This window comes from Achromobacter pestifer, assembly GCF_013267355.1.
GTDB lineage: Bacteria > Pseudomonadota > Gammaproteobacteria > Burkholderiales > Burkholderiaceae_B > Achromobacter > Achromobacter pestifer_A.
The window spans coordinates 5,963,954-5,982,411 of record NZ_CP053985.1 but is presented as its reverse complement, the minus strand read 5'-3'; the positions used below and the strand labels follow the sequence as shown (position 1 = coordinate 5,982,411).

Here is an 18,458-nt window from a genome sequence, read left to right as displayed (position 1 = left end):
GAGGCCGCGGCCAGGTGCTTCTGGCGGCGGCCCGCGGCGGCCTCAGCCGTCGATGCCGCGCGAGGTCAGGTAGTCGTCGTAGCCGCCGCGGTAGTCGACGATCTCGCCCGAGGGCAGGATCTCGATCACGCGCGTGGCCAGGCCGGACACGAACTCGCGGTCGTGCGACACGAACACCAGCGTGCCTTCGTATTTTTCCAGCGCGAATTGCAGCGACTCGATCGATTCCATGTCCAGGTGGTTGGTCGGCTCGTCGAGCAGCATGACGTTGTGCCGGCCCAGCATCAGGCGGCCGAAGGTCATGCGGTTCTTTTCGCCGCCGGACAGCACCTTGGGCGCCTTGGGCAGGTCGTCCGCCGAGAACAGCAGGCGGCCCAGCACCGAGCGGATGGACTGGTCGTCGTCGCCCGGCTGGCGATGGTCGCCCATCCAATCCAGCAGGTTGATGTCGGTCTGCAGGAACTGGTCGGACACGTCCTGGGCCATGTAGCCCAGGTCGGCGTTCTCGGACCATTTCACGTCGCCCGAATCCGGTTGCAGGTCGGTGGCCAAGAGGCGCAGCAGCGTGGTCTTGCCGACCCCGTTGGCGCCGATGATGGCGATTTTTTCGCCCGCGTCGACCATGGCCGAGAACTTGCGGATGACGGGCGCGTCGTAGGCCTTGGACAGGTTCTCGACGGTGACCGCCAGGCGGTGCATGACCTTGTTCTGCTCGAAGCGGATATACGGGTTCTGGCGCGACGAGGGCTTGACCACGACCTGGTCGGCCTTGATGCGGTCGATCTGCTTCAGGCGCGAGGTGGCTTGGCGCGACTTGGACTTGTTGGCGGCGAAACGGCGCACGAAGTCCTGCAGTTCGGCGACGCGTTCCTTGGCCTTGGCATTGTTGGACACCAGGCGCTCGCGCGCCTGCGTCGAAGCCAGCATGTAGTCATCGTAGTTACCAGCGTAGATACGGATTTCACCGTAGTCCACGTCGGCCATGTGCGTGCACACCTGGTTCAGGAAGTGGCGGTCGTGGCTGATGATGATCATCGTGCTCTGGTAGCCGTTGAGCACGTTTTCCAACCAGCGGATGGTGTTGATGTCCAGGTTGTTGGTCGGCTCGTCCAGCAGCAGGACGTCGGGATTCGAGAACAGCGCCTGCGCCAGCAGCACGCGCAGCTTCCAGCCCGGCGCTACTTCGCGCATGGGCAGGTTGTGCAGGTCGACGGCGATTTCCAGGCCCAGCAGCAGTTCGCCGGCGCGGGCTTCGGCGGTGTAGCCGTCGTACTCGGCGAACTTGGCTTCCAGGTCGGCCGCGCGCATGTAGTCGTCTTCGGTCGCTTCCGGGTTGGCGTAGATGGCGTCGCGCTCGGACATGGCGGCCCACATCTCGGTGTGGCCCATCATGACCACGTCCAGCACGCGCAGGTCTTCGAACGCGAACTGGTCCTGGCGCAGTTTGCCCAGACGCACGCCCGGCTCCAGCGACACGTTGCCCGCCGAGGATTCCAGGTCGCCGCCGATGATCTTCATGAAGGTCGACTTGCCGGAACCGTTGGCCCCGATCAGCCCGTAGCGGTTGCCTTCCCCGAACTTGACGCTGACGTTCTCGAAAAGGGGTTTGGGACCGAACTGGATGGTGAGATTGGCGGTGGATATCACGGTGTTTTAGAGTCTTTGGGCGTCCGGGGACGCATGCGGAGAAACCCGGTAGTGTACCAAGCATCCGTGAACCGCACCCGGGCCGCCCAAGAACTGGCATGAAGCATCTGGAAATACAACATGCCATTTAATGTCACAACGTAAATATTTGTATTAATTAGGGTACTATTGGGAAGAATTTAGCGCCTACGGCCGCCCGGCCGGGAAGGCAGTTGCAACCCACCTTCCCCCCGCTTCGTGGCAGACGCGAACCATTCCTCCGAAAAAGTCGAGCTTTCCTACGGCCGTTCCCTGATCGTGGCGGCCATCGTGGCGATCGTGATGCTGTGGGCGACGCCCAGGCTCACCCCCAGTTCCGACCTGCTCACCTACGCCGCGGCGCGGCTCCAGGCCCGATTGGTGGGCGGCCACTACGACATCGCGCATCGCAATGACACGACCGTCGTCCTGATCGACGACGATTCGCTGGATCAGCAGAAAGGCGCCTGGCCGGTGCCATACCGGACGCATGCGCGCTGGCTGCGCAACATCGGCCTGATCCACAAGCCCAAGGCCATCTTCCTGGACATCACCTTCGGCCGCGAACGCGACGATCCGACGCTGCCGGAGCTGGCGGCCGCCCTGTGCGAGCTGCGCGACGCCAACATCCCGGTGTTCCTGGCGGCGTTGCCCGACACACTGGGGAATCTGCGCCTGCGCTCGGGCCTGGAAGCGCCCGCGGGTGAAAAGCCGTGTTTCACCATGGTCGACGTGCGCTACACGCCCAGCAAGGTGGACCGGCTGGTATGGAGCTACCCCCTCTGGTCCGGCGACAACGCGCGCAGCGCGGCGCTGGCCATCGCGCAAGACGCGGCGGGCGTGGACATCGCGCGCACCAACGAAGCCATGGCCTTGACCTGGGGCGTCGACAACCTGGACCAGCGCCGCTTCAGCATGGAATGCCGGCAGGCCCGCGGCGGCTATATGGAAATGCTGCCGTCCTATGTGCGCAGCCTGCTGGGCGACCCGGACGCGGCACAACCCATCTGCCCCTACACCCGCGCGCTGACCCTGTCCGAATTGCGCGCGCCGGATGCCGATGGCGCCCGCCTGGCCGACATGCTCGCGGGCCGCTACGTCATGATCGGCGCCGCGCTGAGCGGCTTCAATGACACGGTGCTGTCGCCGGTGCATGACGCCATCCCGGGCGTGTTCATGCATGCCATGGCGCTGGACAATCTGCTGACCTACCAGGACGACTACAAGCGCGCCCTCGAATGGGAAATCTGGCCGCCCAACGTCCTCTGGCTGCTGGGGATCCCGGTCGTCATGCTGGCCCATTTCCTGCACTGGCTGGCGCAATGGCTGCGCGGCAATACCCGCTTGGGTGGCCGGCTGCTGGCCCCGCCCGCCGAATGGCGGCTTTTTGCCGACGCGCCCGCCTTGCCGCTGCCGCCTGCCGCGCACGCCGCCAGCGGCTGGAAGGCCAAGGCCGGGCGCCTGTCCGCCCTGCTGCGCGACCGTGCCGCACGCCTGTGGCTGGCGCGCTGGCTGGCGTCCAAGCTGTGCATCGCGACCTTGCTGCTGCTGCGCAAGGCCGCCGCCATCGTCCTGTCTTCGCTGATCGTGCTGTACATCGTGCTGCTCGCGCAGCGCTGGCTGAACGTGGGCACCCTGCCCATCGTCGACCTGGCCATCATGGCCCTGGCCGCCCACTGGCTGGGCTGGACCAATCGCGCCACCGTTTTCCTTTTTGGCAAACCGGATGCCGGCCCCGCGCCGGCATCCCCGCTTCCCGCCAGGGAAGCGCCCATCACCCGCTCACAACAGGAGTAGAAACGCATGCCCAAGTCCTCCTCCCTGACCATCGCCCTGGCTGCTGCGGCGCTGGCCTTGTCCAGCGCCGGCGCCGCGGCGGCCGATGCCATCGTCGGCCTCAGCCTCAAGCCCCTGCCGCTGTATGCCAAGCCCGACGGCGGCGCGCCCGCGGCGCGCTCCGAAGGCCAGGGCATGCCCTGGCCGGTGCTGGAAGAAGCGAACGAGTTCTACCGCGTCCAAGTCGACGGCAAGGACTACTGGGTGGACAGCATGCACGTGCGCATCGCGCGCGGTTCCGCCGCCCAGTGCGGCCCGGTGATCAAGGGCGTGCCGCCCCCGACCGGCTCGACCGCCGGCGCCGGCGAAAACGTCTGCCGCTGAGCCACCGATGCGATCCGCCCACATCCTGCGTCTGACCGCCGTATCCGGCGCGCTGCTCCTCGGCGCCTGCTCCACCCTCCCTGGAGGCAAGGGTTTTTCTCTTACGGCCGGCCAATTGCCTGCGCCTCCCGCCGACCGCGTCTGGCCGAACCCGGACCTGGATGCGCGCAACCAGCGCGCCCAGGGCATGGGCCTGGTAGCCATGCCGGAAATGGAGGCCTACCTGAATGGCCTGCTCGCCAAGGTCAAGAACGCTGCCGGCGTTCCAGGCTGGCCGGGCGCGGTTCATGTGACCGCTTCGTCCGCGCTGGAGGCCTACAGCACGGGCGCGGGCAACATCTATCTGTCGATGGGCTGGCTTTCCTCGGCGGAATCGGAGGACGAAATCGTGGCGATCCTGTCCCACGAATTCGGCCATATCTATCTGGACTACCATCAGTTGGAGTCGGTCAATGCCGCTGGCGACCAGGTCGCGTCCTTGGCGGTCGTGGGCGTGGCATTGGCCCGCAAGGCCGGCAGCGCCGCCGGCTGGAGTCCGGTGGACAGCGTGATCGCCTCGTACACGCTGGGCAAGAACGTGCTGGTGCCCGCCTGGGGCCGGCAGCAGGAAGAAAACGCCGACCGCTTCGGCGCCACCGTCAGCCTGGAACTGGGCTATTCCTACACGCAAGGCTTCAAGGCGTTCCTGGAGCGCCAGGCCACCTGGGAAACGGAAAACGCCAAGACCCAGGAAGAAGCGCGCCAGCGCATGCTCGAACAGATCAAGCAGGCCGCGGCCGACACCACGCGCAAGCAGGCGGCGGCCAAGGGCAACGACATTGCGCCGCTGACCGAGTTCCAGGCCTCCCTGAACTCCGGCGTGGCGGGGGCTGGCGAAGGCTTGCGCAACGGCCTGGACGACATCTGGAACAAGCTGACCGTCAAGCATCCCGACACCGGCGCGCGCCTGGCGTCACTGACGGAACAGGTCATGCCGCTGATGGCGGGCAAGCCCCGTCCGCCCGCCGCCGCCGCGCCCTGGAACAAGGCGCGCACGCAACGCCGCACGGCGGCGCTGCTGAAGAACTACAAGACTGCCGCCGAGGCGCAGCAGGCCTTGCAGGCGCAGGACTATCCGCGCGCCCGCAAACTCGCCGGCCAGGCCGCGTCCGGGCCAAGCGCCACGCACGCCCTGCCGCTGCTCACCTTGAACATGGCCCAGGCGGAATCCGGCGCGCGCGGGTCCGCCCTGCTGGACCGTAACCTGGCCTCGGAAGGCGACCGTGCCTGGCAGGTCTATGTGCTGCGGGCCAACAACCTGCTGGGCGCCGGCCAGTCCGCGCCTGCCTCGAAGGTGATGGATCAGGGGTTCGGGTACTTCAAAACCTCGGCGCTGGCCTGGCCGGAAGCCATCCGCTTCTACGGCCAGACCCAGGGCTGGGAGCAGGCGCGCAAACTGGCGCAGGAATGCGCATCGCGCTTTTCCAGCTATGCCGCGGAGTGCGGCAAGGCGGCCAAGTCGCCCGCGGAACAGGCCGAGGCGAAAAGACGCAGCGAGCAAAAGACGCAATCGCTGGTCGACAAGCTGTTCAAATAGCTCCGCATGAGCGCGGGCGGCGCGGGCGCATGCCCGCGGCCGCCCCGGCCTCAATGCGTGTGTTCGTCCAGCACCAGGTGCGCCATGCCCTTCTCGGTCGCCAGGCCCACCTTCTGCCCGATAGGCAGCGTCGCCTTGGTTGCGACGTGGCCATACGGCAGCCCAGTCACCACCGGCACCTTGACCGTCTTGCGCAGCCAGGCCACCACTTCGTGCAGGTCGTAGCCGTTGTCGTGCGCGGCCAGCTTGTAGTCCGAGAAGCGGCCCAGCACGATGGCTTTCTGCTTGCCCAGGATGCCGGCCTGCGCCAGCTGGATCAGCATGCGTTCGATGCGGTAGGGATGCTCGGCCACGTCTTCCAGGAACAGGATGCCGCCGCGCACCTTGGGCATGTAGGGCGTGCCCAGCAAAGACGTCAGCATGGCCAGGTTGCCGCCCCACAGGATGCCGCGGCAGTCCACCGCATCGGCGTCCTGGGTTTCGAAGCTGAGGATTTCCAGTTCGCCGCGCATGATCTCGCCGAACAGGGCCTCGGTCAGGTCGTCGACCTTCTTGCCGCCGAAGTCGTAGACGGCCGAGGCGCCGGTATAGCTGACCGCGCCGGTCTGCGCCAGCAGGCCCAGGTTGAAGGCGGTGAAGTCGCTCATGCCCACGAAGCGCTTGCCGCTGTCGGCCATGGCCTTCCAATCGATGGCGGGCAGCAGCCGGCCCATGCCATAGCCGCCGCGCGTCACCATGACGATGGGCAGCTTCTGCTTGGCGGCGCGCGTCAGGCTGGCCAGGCGCTGCGCATCGGTGCCGGCAAAGCGCTGGTGCTGCGCGTAGGCGGTACGGTCCACGGCGGTCTTGAAACCCTGCTGCTGCAGCCGTTCGCGCGCCAGTTCGACGGCGGCCGGATCGCGCACGGCGGAGGACGGCGAGATCAGGTAGATGCCGCGTGCGTCAGGCAGCACGTGGGCGTGACTGTGGTCGTGCCCGCAGTCTTCATCACATTCGTGGCCTGCGTGGCCATGATCGTGGTTGTGGTCATGGTCGTGGGCGGCGGCTTTCGCGCCGCGCGCCTTGGCGCCTTGGGATTTGCTCATGCTGCGGATTCCTTGCTGCGGCGTTCGCGGAAGAACCGGCGCAGCAGCTCGCCGCAAGGTTCCGCCAGTACGCCGCCGGTGACTGAGGTGTGATGGTTGAGTTTGGGGACCGAGCCCACGTCCAGCACGCTGCCGCAGGCGCCGGTCTTGGGGTCGTAGGCGCCGAACACGACGCGGGCGAGCCGCGCATGCAGCATGGCGCCGATGCACATGACGCAGGGCTCCAGCGTGACGTACACGGTGATGCCCGGCAAACGGTAGTTTTCAAGCGCGCGCGCGGCGCCGCGCAGGGCGACGATCTCGGCATGGGCGGTGGGGTCGTGGTCGATGATGGTGCGGTTGTAGCCGCGCCCCAGGATGTCACCCTGGGCCGACACCACCAGCGCGCCCACCGGCACCTCGCCGATGTCGTAGGCGGCCCGGGCCTCTTGCAGCGCCAGTTCCATGAAGCTGGCGTCCTGCGCGGTCCAGGGGTGGACCGCCGCCATGGGGATAGCCTCAACCACGGTACACCCGGGACTTCAGCGCGATGCGGCCGGCCAGGCTGGTCACGGCCTCTTCCAGCCATTGGTAGAGTTCGGCATGCTCGTCGTAGCGGGCCTGGTTCAGGTTCGACACCCGGCCCTCTTCGATGAAACCCCAGGCCCGGCTGCGCTTGTCGCGATGCTTGGGGTCCCAGACGCCGAAGGCAAAGCCGCCGGCGCGGCGGATCAGCGAAAAGCACGGAATATCGGTGTAGCCGTCGCCGACGAAGACCATCTGGTCGAACGGCACGCGCAAGCGGTCCTCGGGCACCTTGCGGTTGACCTCGAAGGGCTTGTTGCGGAAGTCGCGGCCGATGATGCCCTTCTGGATGTGGAACAGGTAGCGGGTCTTGTCGGTGAAGCTGACGATGCGGCGCGGAAAGGCGATGCCGCCATCCGCCCCATAGACGAATTCGGAGGCCCAGATCTCGGTGAATTCATGCGCGATCGGCGTGGAGCGCACCACATCGCCGATGCCGCTGGAAATCAGGTAGAACTCCAGTTGCACTTGCGGCTGTTCGGCCCGCACCGCGGCGCGCAGCCGCTGGAACAGCGTGGGCACGCCGTCGTGCAGTTCCAGCCGGGCGCCCCAGTCCTTCAGGCGCTGCTGCGTGATGAGGCCATGCTTGCCCGATTGCGACAGCTGGATCATCTGGTACAGGTAGGCGGGCACGGGGTCCCAATCCTGCTGCGAGAGCAAGGGATCGACCTCATCCTTCCAGAAGGATGCCGTGTCCACGCCCATGCTTTCCAGAAAGCCGGACGTGCTGTCCGAGGCCAGCGTGTCGTCGAAGTCGAATATCAGGGCGATGACGTCGGACATGTATATGCGTGAAAAAGGGGCGACAGCCGCCATTTTGCCTGAATGTGGCGGCGGTTGCGCCCCTGAAGGTCCGAGCGGGCCGCCCCTGCGGCCCCAGATCCGGACTGTCGCTTACTGGCGTACCGGCGAGGTCATGGGCGCGCCGGGCGCGGGCGCCATGCCCGGCGCGCCGGCCGCGGGCGGCACGGTGTCGGCGGGCACCTGGATCACGGTTTCACGCAGCACGCCCCCGCCCTGCACGCTGCCGCGCACATTGGTGGGCGAGGTCATCTGCGTCACGCAGTCCTGGCGCGATGCGGCGGGCAGGCGGTTGCAGCGGTCCAGCATGTTCTGCTGCAGTTGGTCGTTGCTGCCGTCCTTGAGATTGTTGCTGCCGCTTTCCTGGCGCGCCGCGCCGGCTTCGCGCATGCAGGCGGCCTGGTCCTGGCCGCTGGCGCCGCTCTTGCAAGCGGCCACGTCCTGCTGATACTGGGATTGGGACTGGGCTGAGCCGCGGCCGCTCGCATCAGCCGCGTGGACCGCTCCCGCGGCCAGCATCAGGCCAGCGGCGCAAAGCGTCGCCGCGAGGCGTTTGGTGTGCATGGGTCGTGTCGTCATGGTCAGCTCCTTGAAGTTGATTGAACCGTTACCCACTATCCCACGATGACGCCAAGCCTACATGTCCAGCGACGTGAAATCGTAAGCCGAGGTTTCAATTGCGGCGTCGCAGCAAACCCTGGCTGTTCCCTTTAGCTGGCGTCGCGCTCGGCGTCGGTCTTGCTCAGGCGATTGCGATACGTGGCCGCACGCATGAGCAGCATGGCGGTCACCGGCGAAGACACGATCAGCAGCAGCGTGATGATGACTTCATGAAACACAGGCCGGGCCGACAACGCCGAAAACACCAGGATCGACGCCGCCAGCACGCAACCGCAACCCATGGTGTTGCCCAGCGTGGGCGCATGGATGCGGGCATAGAAGGTACGGAAGCGCAGCAGGCCGGCCGAACCGGTCAGCGCCAGCAGTCCGCCGAGCACCAGCAGGACGCTGGCCGGTATGGCGGCCCACAACGGGATCTGGGCGTCGATCATGGCTCGATCACCTCGCCGCGCAGCAGGAAGCGCGCCATGGCGGTGGAGCCAACGAAGCCGAACAGGGCGATCAGCAGCGCGATGTCGAAATACACCGACGTGCCAGAGCGGATACCGAACACCAGCATGGTCAGCATGCCGTTGATGTACAGCGTGTCCAGGGCCAGCACGCGGTCCTGCGCGGTGGGGCCGCGCAGCAGCCGGATGGCGGCGAAGACCATGCCCAGCGCGAAGCAGAGCAAGGCGAAGGATGCGGCCCAATAAAGTATGTTGTTCATTCGAAAATCTCCATCAGCGGGCGCTCGTAGCGTTCCTGGACCAGCTTGATCCAGTCGCCTTCGTTCTGCAGGTCCAGCACGTGCAGCTTCAGGCGGTGGTCGTCGGTCAGGTCCACCCAGACGGTGCCCGGCGTGTACGTGACGATGCAGGCCAGCATCGCCAGGCCGTGCGGGTCGCGCATGGTCAGCGGGATCATGATGAACCCGGGCGAAAAATCATTGCGGCGCGGATTCAGGATCAGCCGCGCCACCGCGATATTGGATTTGATGATGTCGGCGGTCACATGCAGGAACAGCGGCACCGCCTTCCACAGGCGGCGCGGCCGGGCGCGCAGCGGGCGCAGCCGCGATGCCGCCCAGGTGAACCACAGCGCCAGCGCGATGCCCAGCGCGATCTGGCCCGCGGACGCGCTCTCGTTGAGCACCAGCCACAGGACGAACAGGTAAACGGGCAGGAACAGGAAGTAGAGGCGGCGCATCAGCTTCCTCCCTTGAGGCCGCGCACGGTCTGCGCGGACATGACGGCGTCGATGTAGGACTTGGGCTGGTCCAGCGAGCGCGCCGCGTCGTCCAGATAGGCCGACACGGGACCGGCGCCGGCCGCCAAGCCCACGCACAACAGCAACAGCACGGCCACCGGCCCGGCTTCGATCAGCCGCAGGCGCGGCGTGCTGCGGTCATCGCTGGCCCAGAACACCCGGATGCCGGTGCGGCCCAGGCCGATGAGGCCGGCCAGCCCCGAAAGCAGCACCGCGGCCACCAGTATCCACGCATCCATGGGCACGGCTGATTCGTTGGCGGCCGATACCGCCGCCGACAGCAGCGACAGCTTGGCGACGAAGCCCGACAGCGGCGGCAGGCCGGTCACCAGCAAGGCGCAGGAAATGAAGGCCAGGCCCAGGAAGGCCATGGCCGCCGGTATGGCCACGCCCACCACGTCGTCGGAGCGGTTGACCGAGGCCGGATCGTCCAGGTCGAAGGCGTCCAGGGTCACCGCCAGCACGTTGGCGCCGAAGCTGCGGGTGCGCTCGATGAGTTCGGCCAGCAGGAAGAACGCGCCCGTGGTCAGCACGGAACTGAGCAGGTAGAACAGCGCCGGTCCCGTCAGCGTCACGCCCGGCATGCCCAGCGCCGTCAGCAGCGTGCCAGCCGACACGATCACGCAGTAGCCCACCATCTTTTCCAGCTGCTGGGTCGCCAGGAGGCCCAGGCCGCCGAACAGCAGCGTGGCCAGCCCCGCCGCGAACATCCAGTCCAGGCTGAAGGCCGCCGGCGCGCCGGTGGGCAGCAGCAAGGAGCCGATGCGCAGCAGCGCGTAGATGCCGACCTTGGTCATGATGGAGAACATGGCCGCGACCGGCGCGCCGGCCGAGCCATAGCCCTTGACCAGCCAGAAGTTCAGCGGCCAAGCGCCCGCCTTGACCAGGAAGGCCACGCCCAGGATGGCCGCGCCCGCCTCGAACAGCATGCGGTCCGCGCCCGCCAGGTTGCCGGCGCGCACCGCCAGGTCCGCCATGTTCAGCGTGCCGGTCACGCCGTAGATCAGCGCGATGCTGATCAGCAGCAGGAACGAGGCCACCAGGTTGACCGCGATGTACTGCAGGCCAGCGCTCACGCGCGCCACGCCCGAGCCATGCAGCAAGAGGCCGTAGGACGCGGCCAGCAGCACCTCGAAGAACACGAACAGGTTGAACAGGTCGCCCGTGAGGAAGGCGCCGTTCAGGCCCATCAGCAGGAACTGGAACAGCGAATGGAAATGCACCCCGGCGCGGTCCCAGCGCGCCAGCGCATAGACCAAGGTGGCCAATCCCAGCACCGCGGTCAGGGTCAGCATCACCGCGGCCAGGCGGTCGACCACCAGCACGATGCCGAAGGGCGCGGGCCAATCGCCCACCAGATAGACCCCTACCCCGTCCGGCCAGACGCCGGGCACGCCGCCGCCCGCCACCACCAGCAGCGCGATGGCGGCGGCCAGTTGGCCCAGGGTCGAGACCAGCGCGATGGCGCCGCGGGTATAGCGGCGGGTATCCGCCAGCAGGAGCATCGCCGCGCCGGCCGCGAGCGGCGTGATGATGGGCAATACGGGCAGGTGTTGCAGCCAAAAATTCAAGATTGGGACTCCCGTCCATCAACGTGGTCGGTACCCGTGAGGCCACGCGAGGCCAGCAGCACAACCAGGAACAACGCGGTGGTGGCGAAGCCGATCACGATGGCCGTCAGCACCAGCGCCTGCGGCAGCGGATCCGCATACCAGGAAGGATCATGGCCCGTCGCCGGATCGACCACGGGCGGACGGCCCGAGGTCAGCCGGCCCATGCCGAAGATGAACAGGTTCACCGCGTACGAAACCAGCGACAGGCCCATGATGAACTGGAAGGTCCGCGGCCGCAGCAGCAGCCAGACGCCCGAGCCCGCCAAGACACCGATTGCGATGGCGTATATCAATTCCATCAGGCTTCCCCTGTTTGTGCGGCGGCCGCCTGGATTTCGACGGCTGCCTTGCGTTGCGCGCGCAGCGATTGGTGGGCCAGCGCCACCAGCACCAGCACGGTGGATCCCACGACCAGCATGTAGACGCCCAGGTCGAACAGCAGCACGCTGGACAGATGCACGTGGCCGATCAGCGGCAGCGCGAGGTCCCACGACAGCGCTGCCAAGAAGGGCTTGTAGGCGAGCCAGGCGGTCACCGCCGCGGTGCCGGCGAACAACAGGCCCAGGCCGATCCAGTTCTGCGGATTGAGGCGGCTGCGCGACTCCACCCAGTACACGCCGCCGACCATGTATTGCAGGATGACGGCGGTGGCGAAGATCAAGCCGCCGACGAAACCGCCGCCCGGCTGGTTGTGGCCGCGCAGCAGGAAGTACACGGAAATCAGCGCGGCGGTGGGCAGCAAGAGGCGCACCAGCACGGTCGGCACCATCATCGAACCGGTGGGTACCAGCGACTTGATGTCCGGCGCGTCGGGCACGCCGCCATCCTGGTCGAGCTGCTGGCGCGGCAGGTCCGCGCTTTCGGCGGCCGGACGGAAGCGGCGCAGCAGCGCGTAGACCGTCAGCGCCACGATGCCCAGCACCGTGATTTCGCCAAAGGTATCAAAACCGCGGAAGTCCACCAGGATCACGTTGACCACATTGGTGCCGCCGCCGTCCGGCAGCGCGCGGTCGACGAAGTACGAGGAAATGGTGTCGCCTTGCGGCCGCACCAGCACCGCATAGGCCAGCGCGGCCATGCCGGTGCCCGCGGCGCCCGCCAGCAGCAAGTCGCGCAGGCGGCGCCCGCGGGCGCGCAGTGTGGCCTTCAGGCCTTCGTCCTCGTCCTGTTCGATGCGCCGCGGCAGCCAGCGCAGGCCCAGCAGCAGCAGCACCAGGGTCACAACCTCGACCGACAACTGGGTCAGCGCCAGGTCGGGCGCCGAGAACCAGACGAAGGTCAGGCAGGTGATCAGCCCCGCGCCCCCCGCCAGCGCCAGCGACGCCAGGCGGTGGTACTTGGCCTGGAAGGCGGCGGCCAGCGCGCAGCCCGCGCCCACCAGCCACAGCAGCGCGAAGGCCGGATCGATCGGGGTCATGCGGCCCGCGCCGTCCAGCCAGCCGCCCGCGCGCAGCGGCAGCCAGGCCACGAACAGCGTGCCCAGCACGATCAGCAGCATCTGCACCTGCAGGCGCGAGGACGCCAGCCAGCGCAGCAGCCAGGCCGCGGCCACGCTGGAGCCGTCCAGCAGCGCCTCGAAGCTGCGGCGGCCGTCCAGGCGGTAGATGAACGGCACCCGGCCCGGGTTGGCGCGCTGATGCGCGCGCAAGGCCAGATAGAGCAGGATGCCGGCGGTGGTCGCGACCAGGCTCATGACCAGCGGCAGGTTCACGCCGTGCCAGACGGCCAGGCTGTACTCAGGCATGTCCTGGCCCAGGATGCTCTGGGCGGCGGTCGCCAGGAACGGACCGACGGTCAGGCCGGGCACCACGCCCACCAGCAGGCAGATCGCCACCAGCAGCGCGCTGGGGAACAGCATCCAGCGCGGCGGCTCATGAGGCGCGCGCGGCAGGTCGGTGGCCGGCGGGCCAAAGAACACTTGAAGAATGAAGCGCAGCGAATAGGCCACGCTGAACGCGCCCGCGATGGTGGCCACCAGCGGCAGGCCGATCTCGGTGATGCGGTCGCCGCTGACGAAGGTGGTCTCGGCGAAGAACATTTCCTTGGACAGAAAGCCGTTGAGCAACGGCACCCCCGCCATGGACGCGGCCGCCACCATGGCCAGCGTGGCGGTGATGGGCATGGCCTTGTAGAGGCCGGACAATCGGCTCAGGTCGCGCGTGCCGGTTTCGTGATCCACGATGCCCGCCGCCATGAACAGCGAAGCCTTGAAGGTGGCGTGGTTGATCATGTGGAAGATGGCGGCCACCAGCGCCAGCGTGCTGTTCAAGCCCAGCAGCAGCGTGATCAGCCCCAGATGGCTGATGGTGGAATACGCCAGCACGCCTTTCATGTCCTGCTGGAAGATGGCGGCATAGGCGCCCAGCACCAACGTGATCAGCCCCGCCCCGCCGATGATCCAGAACCATTCGTCGGTGCCCGACAGCACCGGCCAGAAGCGCGCCAGCAGGAACACCCCCGCCTTCACCATGGTGGCCGAATGCAGGTAGGCGGATACCGGCGTGGGCGCCGCCATGGCGTTGGGCAGCCAGAAGTGGAACGGGAACTGGGCGCTCTTGGTCAGCGCGCCCAGCGCCACCAGGATCAGGACGGCCGGATACCAGGGGTCGGCGCGCACCAGGTCGCCCGCGGCCAGCACCCGGTCCAGGTCGTAGCTGCCGACGATATGGCCGAGGATGAGCACCCCGGCCAAGAGGCACAGCCCGCCCCCGCCCGTGACCGTCAGCGCCATGCGGGCGCCGCGGCGGGCGTCCAGGCGGTGATGCCAGTAGGCGATCAGCATGAAGGACGCCAGGCTGGTCATTTCCCAGAACATGACCAGCTGGATCAGGTTGCCTGACAGCACCACGCCCAGCATGGCGGCCATGAAAGCCTGGAAGAACGAGAAAAAGCGCGGCACCGGGTCTTCCGGCGACATGTAGTAGCGCGCATACAGCACCACCAGCGCGCCCATGCCGGACACGATCAGTGCGAACAGCCAGGCGTAGCCGTCCATGCGCAGGGTGAACTGCAGGCCCAGGGCGGGCGCCCAGGGCATGTCGAAGCGGACCACGCCGCCGTTGGCGACCTCGGGATAGAGGCTGATGACCAGGATCGCACAGACCAGGGCGATGAGGCCCGCCAGCCAGGCCTCGGCATTGCGGGCGTTGGATGGCAGAAGCGCGGCGCACAGGCTGCCGGCGAACGGCAGAGCGAGGATCAGGATCAGCGACATGGCGTTCCGAGAGTGTCCGGGCCCCCTCCCGCCAGCGCAAGGCAGCGAAAGACGAACAGACCGGGGATTGAAAAACGGACGGAACCCTGGCCCGGTGCGTCGCTGCACTACACGTTGCCCCGCGGGGGACATCAACCAACGCCATTGAACGGCGCAGACAGAAACAAACGCAATAGCTTTCTTGCAAGACCGGCCAAGAATCTCATACGAAAAATATCAGATTCTTGTAAGTTATGCAGAGATTTATGTGTGTACCCCGTGGATGACGACACGATAGATGCGCAATCCTTGCGCAATTGGAATATTCCGTAAGCTGTTCATGTCATTGTCAGCATTGGTTTTTTTGGTCTATTGCCGTCTTCTTCGGGCAACGGCGCCATAAAAAAATAACCCTGGGCAAGCCAGGGTCTATCCGGGTTGACCAGCGGAAATTTACTGTGTGGAATGGCGCCCACGGGGCATCCGCCACGCCAACATCCGGGCGCGGCAAGCTTCACCGACGCCGGCCCAAGAAGCCGGCCGGGTCGGAAATTCAAATAATCTGGAGAAGACTCTTGACCATGCTGTCCCAAGCCAAGGCCGTCCTGGCCGCCGCCATCGCCGGCCTCTGCCTCAGCACCGCCGCGCAGGCCGCCGACCCCTACCCCAACAAGCCCATCCGCCTGATCGTTCCCTTCGCCGCGGGCGGCACCACCGACATCGTGGCGCGCATCGTCGCCGAGGGCCTGGGCCGTGAGCTCGGCCAGGCCGTGGTGGTCGAGAACCGCGGCGGCGGCGGCGGCTCGATCGGCGCCGATGCCGTGGCGCGCTCCACGCCTGACGGCTACACCCTGGGCGTCGCCACCGTCAGCACCATGGCCACCAACCCGGCCACCAACCCCAAGAACCCGTACAACCCGTTGAAGGACTTCGTTCCCATCACCAATATGGTGAACGTCCCCAACGTGCTGACGGTGAACCCGGCGGTGCCAGCCAAGAACCTGGCCGAGTTCATCGCCCTGCTCAAGGCCAACCCCGGCAAGTACGCTTACGCGTCCTCGGGCGCGGGCGGCATCGGCCACCTGGACGGCGAACTGTTCAAGTCGCTGACCAAGACCGACATGGTGCACGTGCCCTACCGCGGTTCGGGCCCGGCGCTCAACGACGTGATCGCCGGCCAGGTCAACGCCCAGTTCGACAACCTGCCCTCGTCCATGCCCCACATCCAGGCCGGCAAGCTGCGCGCCCTGGCCGTGGCCGCGCCCAAGCGCCTGCCCGCGCTGCCGGACGTGCCGACCTTCTCCGAAGGCGGCCTGCCGGAAATGGACAACATGGCCTGGTACGGCCTGGTCGCGCCTGCCGGCACGCCGCAGGCCGTGATCGACCGCATCCATGACGCCACCGTCAAGGCGCTCAAGGATCCCAAGATCGTGCAGCGCCTGGCCGACGGCGGCTCGCTGGTGGACGGCAACACGCCCGCCGAGTACGCCGCCCAGATCAAGCGCGAGCTGGAACTGCGCCAGCGCATCGCCAAGGAACGCAACATCCAGTCGACCAACTGATCGTCCGCGGACAGCGCGCCGGCCCAGCCCGGCGCCACCCCGAAAGCCGGCCTGTTCCCCAGGCCGGCTTTTTTTGACCCCGCCTTGCGCCGCCGCCGTTCCGAGGGCCGCGCTTGACTGCAATCGCCCCAGTGGTAGCATGTGCGACCGTGCGATCCCATCTTTTCTCCCTTCCCTGCGCCGCCTGCGCGCTTTGCGCCCTGCGCTCGACCCTGTTGAGCTCGCAGGAAGTCGCCGCGCGCTCCGCCTACGCGCGCTCCAAGCCCGGCTAATCGCCCGCTTTCCCCCTTTCTGATTCTTGTACCGGCCCGCCGCCGGCTGCCTGCGCACATCCGCGCATTGCGCAGCCTTGCCGCCGGCCGGCGGACGCCCTGCCGCGTGGCCGGGCTCCGCGTCTCGTCCCGTTATCCGCACGCCGCCGCAGGCTTGCAGCCAGGCCACGCACCGACCTATTCCAAGCGCCATGCAACTCACCAAGAACTTCGTCAAAGCCAAGAACCCCTGCGCGGGCGGCTACAAATGGTTCATCCGCGACCACAACGGCCAGGGCGACTACCAGGCCGTGCTTGACGCCTTGGTCGCCGACGGGCGTGTCAGCGACGCCTGCTGGCTGCTGGACCAGTTCGGCCCCACCGACGCCGTGCTGCGGCTGGATTCGGTCGACGCCAACGCCATCGTCTTTGCCGGCACGCTGGAGGTGCGCATGGGCATCAACGTGGACAGCGTGGTGCGCGCCGGGCGCAGCATCGTCACCGGCGGCGGCATCCGCGCCGGCGAAACCATCCAGGCGGGCGAGAACATCACCGCCGGCGCCACCATCGCCAGCGGCGGCAACCTGCGCGCGGGCGGCGACGTCAGCGCCGACTGGGGCATCGAAACCGCCACGCGCCTGGATTGCGGCGGCAACGCGCGCGCCAAATGGGACATCTGCGCCGGCCAGGACCTGGCCGTGACCGGCCACCTGCATGCCGGACAGGACATCCAGACGCAGGGCGCCATCAAATGCGGCCAGGGCATCAAGGCCGGCGGCGAGGTGCGCGCCGAAAAGGGAATAGACGCGGCTTGCGGCATCCAGGCCGGAGGCTCCATCCAGTGCGGCGAGCACCTCGCTTCGGGCTGGGGCCTGATCGCCGGCGAGGACATCCGCGCCGAAGGCTCGATCCGTGCGGGTGAAGGCGTGCAGGCCGAAGGCGTGATCGAGGCTGGCGCCGGCCACGGCATCTACGCCGGCCTGAGCGTCCGGCTAGACGCCTGGGCCGCCTGCGCGCGGGTGGTGGCGCAGAGCCGGCCCGAGCAATTGGTCAGCGGACACTGGCACGGCCAGGACAGCGCCGCCTACGCATAGCGTCCGCTACGACGCGATCGGAACGGAACGGCGCCTACTCCGGCTTGATGTTGGCTTCCTGCATGCGGCGGCCCCAGGTGCCCAATTGCGCCTCCACGAACGCCTGCTGCTGCGCCTGCGTGTTCGGCGCGGCCGTCATGCCCAGGGTGGCGAACTTCTGCTGCACCTCGGGACGCGCCAGCGCCTCGTTCACCGCCTTGTTCAAGCGTTCCAGTATCGGCTGGGGTATGCCGGCGGGACCGGCCAACCCCACCCACACCACCAGGTCGAAATCCTGGTAGCCGGTCTCGGCGAACGTGGGCACATCGGGCAGGTCCGGCAGCCGGCGCTCGGTGCTGATGGCCAGCGCGCGCAGCTTGCCGCCGCGCAATAGCGGCGTCGCGACCGACAAGTCCGCCATCACGTAATCGACCTGCCCGCCTGCCAGGTCCGTGAGCGCCGGGGGCTGGCTCTTGTACGGCACGCCTTCCGCGCGCACGCCGGCGATGCGGTTGAAGGCGGCCGCGCCGACCTGTCCGCCGGGCGAGCCGTAGCCGTAGTTCAAGGACCCCGAGGCGGCCTGCTTCACGAACGAGGCCAGGTCCTTGTACGGACCATCCGCGCGCACCAGCAGCAGCATGGGCATGGTGGTCAAACGCGACACGTGGCTGAAGTCCTTCTGCGCATCGTAGGGCAGCTTCTTGAACAGCCCCGGATTGATGGAGTTCAGCGAACTGCTGGAGATCGTCAGGGTATAGCCATCGCCCGGCGAACGCACCGCGTATTCGGTGCCGATCAGGCCTTGGGCGCCAGGCTTGTTTTCGACGATCACGTTGGCATTCAGATCGCGGCGCAGTTCTTCCGCGATGATGCGGGCGCTGGTGTCGGTGGCGCTTCCTGGCGAAAAAGCCGCGACGATCTTGATGGGCTTGTCGCCGGGATAGGGTTCTGCCTGCGCCTCAACCTGCGCGGACAGGCTCAGCGCCGCGCACGCCAACAGCGCGAATCGTATCGTTTTCATGATGTTGTCTCCTGGTTTTATGGGT

General features: G+C 67.3%; 17 protein-coding genes. 5 read left to right on the top strand and 12 right to left on the bottom strand.

Translation table 11 applies throughout. From position 1 onward, the window contains the following. Positions 1-42: 42 nt before the first annotated feature. Positions 43-1,647, bottom strand: a complete 1,605-nt coding sequence (locus FOC84_RS28265; RefSeq protein ID WP_173148108.1) for an ABC-F family ATPase — start codon at positions 1,645-1,647, stop codon at positions 43-45. A 237-nt stretch (positions 1,648-1,884) separates the two neighbouring features. Between FOC84_RS28265 and FOC84_RS28260 the strand changes: the two genes are divergently transcribed. The 3 genes from FOC84_RS28260 to FOC84_RS28250 are packed head-to-tail and all read left to right on the top strand — an operon-like array spanning position 1,885 to position 5,401. Next, positions 1,885-3,462 (top strand): CHASE2 domain-containing protein, encoded by a 1,578-nt coding sequence (locus FOC84_RS28260; protein WP_173148106.1) that lies wholly within the window; start codon positions 1,885-1,887, stop codon positions 3,460-3,462. 6 nt (positions 3,463-3,468) lie between these two features. Further along, positions 3,469-3,825 (top strand): hypothetical protein, encoded by a 357-nt coding sequence (locus FOC84_RS28255; protein ID WP_173148104.1) that lies wholly within the window; start codon positions 3,469-3,471, stop codon positions 3,823-3,825. Between the two features lie 7 nt (positions 3,826-3,832). Further along, positions 3,833-5,401 carry a M48 family metalloprotease gene (locus tag FOC84_RS28250; RefSeq protein WP_173148102.1) on the top strand — a complete coding sequence of 523 codons (1,569 nt, stop codon included), beginning with the start codon at positions 3,833-3,835 and terminating at the stop codon, positions 5,399-5,401. A 50-nt stretch (positions 5,402-5,451) separates the two neighbouring features. Here FOC84_RS28250 and FOC84_RS28245 read toward each other — a convergent pair whose 3' ends face one another. From FOC84_RS28245 to FOC84_RS28200, 10 genes are all read right to left on the bottom strand, one after another. Next, positions 5,452-6,486: an LD-carboxypeptidase gene (locus tag FOC84_RS28245; protein ID WP_173148100.1), complete on the bottom strand. Its 1,035-nt coding sequence runs from the start codon at positions 6,484-6,486 to the stop codon at positions 5,452-5,454. After that, entirely contained in the window at positions 6,483-6,974 is a 492-nt protein-coding gene (gene tadA / locus FOC84_RS28240) for a tRNA adenosine(34) deaminase TadA (RefSeq protein WP_173148098.1), read from the bottom strand. The genes FOC84_RS28245 and tadA overlap by 4 nt, the downstream gene beginning before the upstream one ends. Positions 6,975-6,984: 10 nt before the next feature. After that, a complete protein-coding gene (locus tag FOC84_RS28235) occupies positions 6,985-7,833 on the bottom strand; it encodes an HAD family hydrolase (protein WP_013394075.1) in 849 nt (282 codons plus the stop codon). 111 nt (positions 7,834-7,944) lie between these two features. Next, a complete protein-coding gene (locus tag FOC84_RS28230) occupies positions 7,945-8,430 on the bottom strand; it encodes a hypothetical protein (RefSeq protein WP_254241805.1) in 486 nt (161 codons plus the stop codon). Positions 8,431-8,561: 131 nt separating this feature from the next. Continuing rightward, positions 8,562-8,903 (bottom strand): monovalent cation/H(+) antiporter subunit G, encoded by a 342-nt coding sequence (gene mnhG / locus FOC84_RS28225; protein ID WP_173148096.1) that lies wholly within the window; start codon positions 8,901-8,903, stop codon positions 8,562-8,564. Beyond that, entirely contained in the window at positions 8,900-9,181 is a 282-nt protein-coding gene (locus FOC84_RS28220; protein WP_013394078.1) for a K+/H+ antiporter subunit F, read from the bottom strand. The genes mnhG and FOC84_RS28220 overlap by 4 nt, the downstream gene beginning before the upstream one ends. Continuing rightward, positions 9,178-9,660, bottom strand: a complete 483-nt coding sequence (locus FOC84_RS28215) for a Na+/H+ antiporter subunit E (protein ID WP_173148094.1) — start codon at positions 9,658-9,660, stop codon at positions 9,178-9,180. Before FOC84_RS28215 ends, FOC84_RS28220 begins: the two co-directional genes overlap by 4 nt. Continuing rightward, entirely contained in the window at positions 9,660-11,291 is a 1,632-nt protein-coding gene (locus FOC84_RS28210; protein ID WP_088140873.1) for a monovalent cation/H+ antiporter subunit D, read from the bottom strand. Before FOC84_RS28210 ends, FOC84_RS28215 begins: the two co-directional genes overlap by 1 nt. Next, positions 11,288-11,632 carry a Na+/H+ antiporter subunit C gene (locus FOC84_RS28205; RefSeq protein ID WP_173148093.1) on the bottom strand — a complete coding sequence of 115 codons (345 nt, stop codon included), beginning with the start codon at positions 11,630-11,632 and terminating at the stop codon, positions 11,288-11,290. The genes FOC84_RS28210 and FOC84_RS28205 overlap by 4 nt, the downstream gene beginning before the upstream one ends. Then, positions 11,632-14,547 carry a monovalent cation/H+ antiporter subunit A gene (locus FOC84_RS28200; RefSeq protein WP_173148091.1) on the bottom strand — a complete coding sequence of 972 codons (2,916 nt, stop codon included), beginning with the start codon at positions 14,545-14,547 and terminating at the stop codon, positions 11,632-11,634. The genes FOC84_RS28205 and FOC84_RS28200 overlap by 1 nt, the downstream gene beginning before the upstream one ends. Before the next feature lie 560 nt (positions 14,548-15,107). On the opposite strand from FOC84_RS28200, the gene FOC84_RS28195 reads away from it, so the two are divergent. Both FOC84_RS28195 and FOC84_RS28190 read left to right on the top strand, forming a co-directional pair. Then, positions 15,108-16,088: a Bug family tripartite tricarboxylate transporter substrate binding protein gene (locus FOC84_RS28195; protein ID WP_173150464.1), complete on the top strand. Its 981-nt coding sequence runs from the start codon at positions 15,108-15,110 to the stop codon at positions 16,086-16,088. A gap of 463 nt (positions 16,089-16,551) precedes the next feature. Further along, on the top strand, positions 16,552-17,433 hold the full coding sequence (locus FOC84_RS28190) for a hypothetical protein (RefSeq protein WP_173148089.1): 882 nt from the start codon (positions 16,552-16,554) through the stop codon (positions 17,431-17,433). Between the two features lie 34 nt (positions 17,434-17,467). Here FOC84_RS28190 and FOC84_RS28185 read toward each other — a convergent pair whose 3' ends face one another. Continuing rightward, positions 17,468-18,433: a Bug family tripartite tricarboxylate transporter substrate binding protein gene (locus FOC84_RS28185; RefSeq protein WP_173148087.1), complete on the bottom strand. Its 966-nt coding sequence runs from the start codon at positions 18,431-18,433 to the stop codon at positions 17,468-17,470. Positions 18,434-18,458: the final 25 nt, after the last annotated feature.

What these genes read in the sequence shown, in the direction of transcription:
- FOC84_RS28245 (WP_173148100.1), bottom strand. Translation starts at nt 6,486, where the DNA reads ATGAGCAAATCCCAAGGCGCCAAGGCGCGCGGCGCGAAAGCCGCCGCC.
- FOC84_RS28195 (WP_173150464.1), top strand. Translation starts at nt 15,108, where the DNA reads ATGCTGTCCCAAGCCAAGGCCGTCCTGGCCGCCGCCATCGCCGGCCTC.
- FOC84_RS28200 (WP_173148091.1), bottom strand. Translation starts at nt 14,547, where the DNA reads ATGTCGCTGATCCTGATCCTCGCTCTGCCGTTCGCCGGCAGCCTGTGC.
- FOC84_RS28220 (WP_013394078.1), bottom strand. Translation starts at nt 9,181, where the DNA reads ATGAACAACATACTTTATTGGGCCGCATCCTTCGCCTTGCTCTGCTTC.
- FOC84_RS28215 (WP_173148094.1), bottom strand. Translation starts at nt 9,660, where the DNA reads ATGCGCCGCCTCTACTTCCTGTTCCTGCCCGTTTACCTGTTCGTCCTG.
- FOC84_RS28230 (WP_254241805.1), bottom strand. Translation starts at nt 8,430, where the DNA reads ATGACGACACGACCCATGCACACCAAACGCCTCGCGGCGACGCTTTGC.
- FOC84_RS28250 (WP_173148102.1), top strand. Translation starts at nt 3,833, where the DNA reads ATGCGATCCGCCCACATCCTGCGTCTGACCGCCGTATCCGGCGCGCTG.
- tadA (WP_173148098.1), bottom strand. Translation starts at nt 6,974, where the DNA reads ATGGCGGCGGTCCACCCCTGGACCGCGCAGGACGCCAGCTTCATGGAA.
- FOC84_RS28205 (WP_173148093.1), bottom strand. Translation starts at nt 11,632, where the DNA reads ATGGAATTGATATACGCCATCGCAATCGGTGTCTTGGCGGGCTCGGGC.
- FOC84_RS28235 (WP_013394075.1), bottom strand. Translation starts at nt 7,833, where the DNA reads ATGTCCGACGTCATCGCCCTGATATTCGACTTCGACGACACGCTGGCC.
- mnhG (WP_173148096.1), bottom strand. Translation starts at nt 8,903, where the DNA reads ATGATCGACGCCCAGATCCCGTTGTGGGCCGCCATACCGGCCAGCGTC.
- FOC84_RS28255 (WP_173148104.1), top strand. Translation starts at nt 3,469, where the DNA reads ATGCCCAAGTCCTCCTCCCTGACCATCGCCCTGGCTGCTGCGGCGCTG.
- FOC84_RS28185 (WP_173148087.1), bottom strand. Translation starts at nt 18,433, where the DNA reads ATGAAAACGATACGATTCGCGCTGTTGGCGTGCGCGGCGCTGAGCCTG.
- FOC84_RS28190 (WP_173148089.1), top strand. Translation starts at nt 16,552, where the DNA reads ATGCAACTCACCAAGAACTTCGTCAAAGCCAAGAACCCCTGCGCGGGC.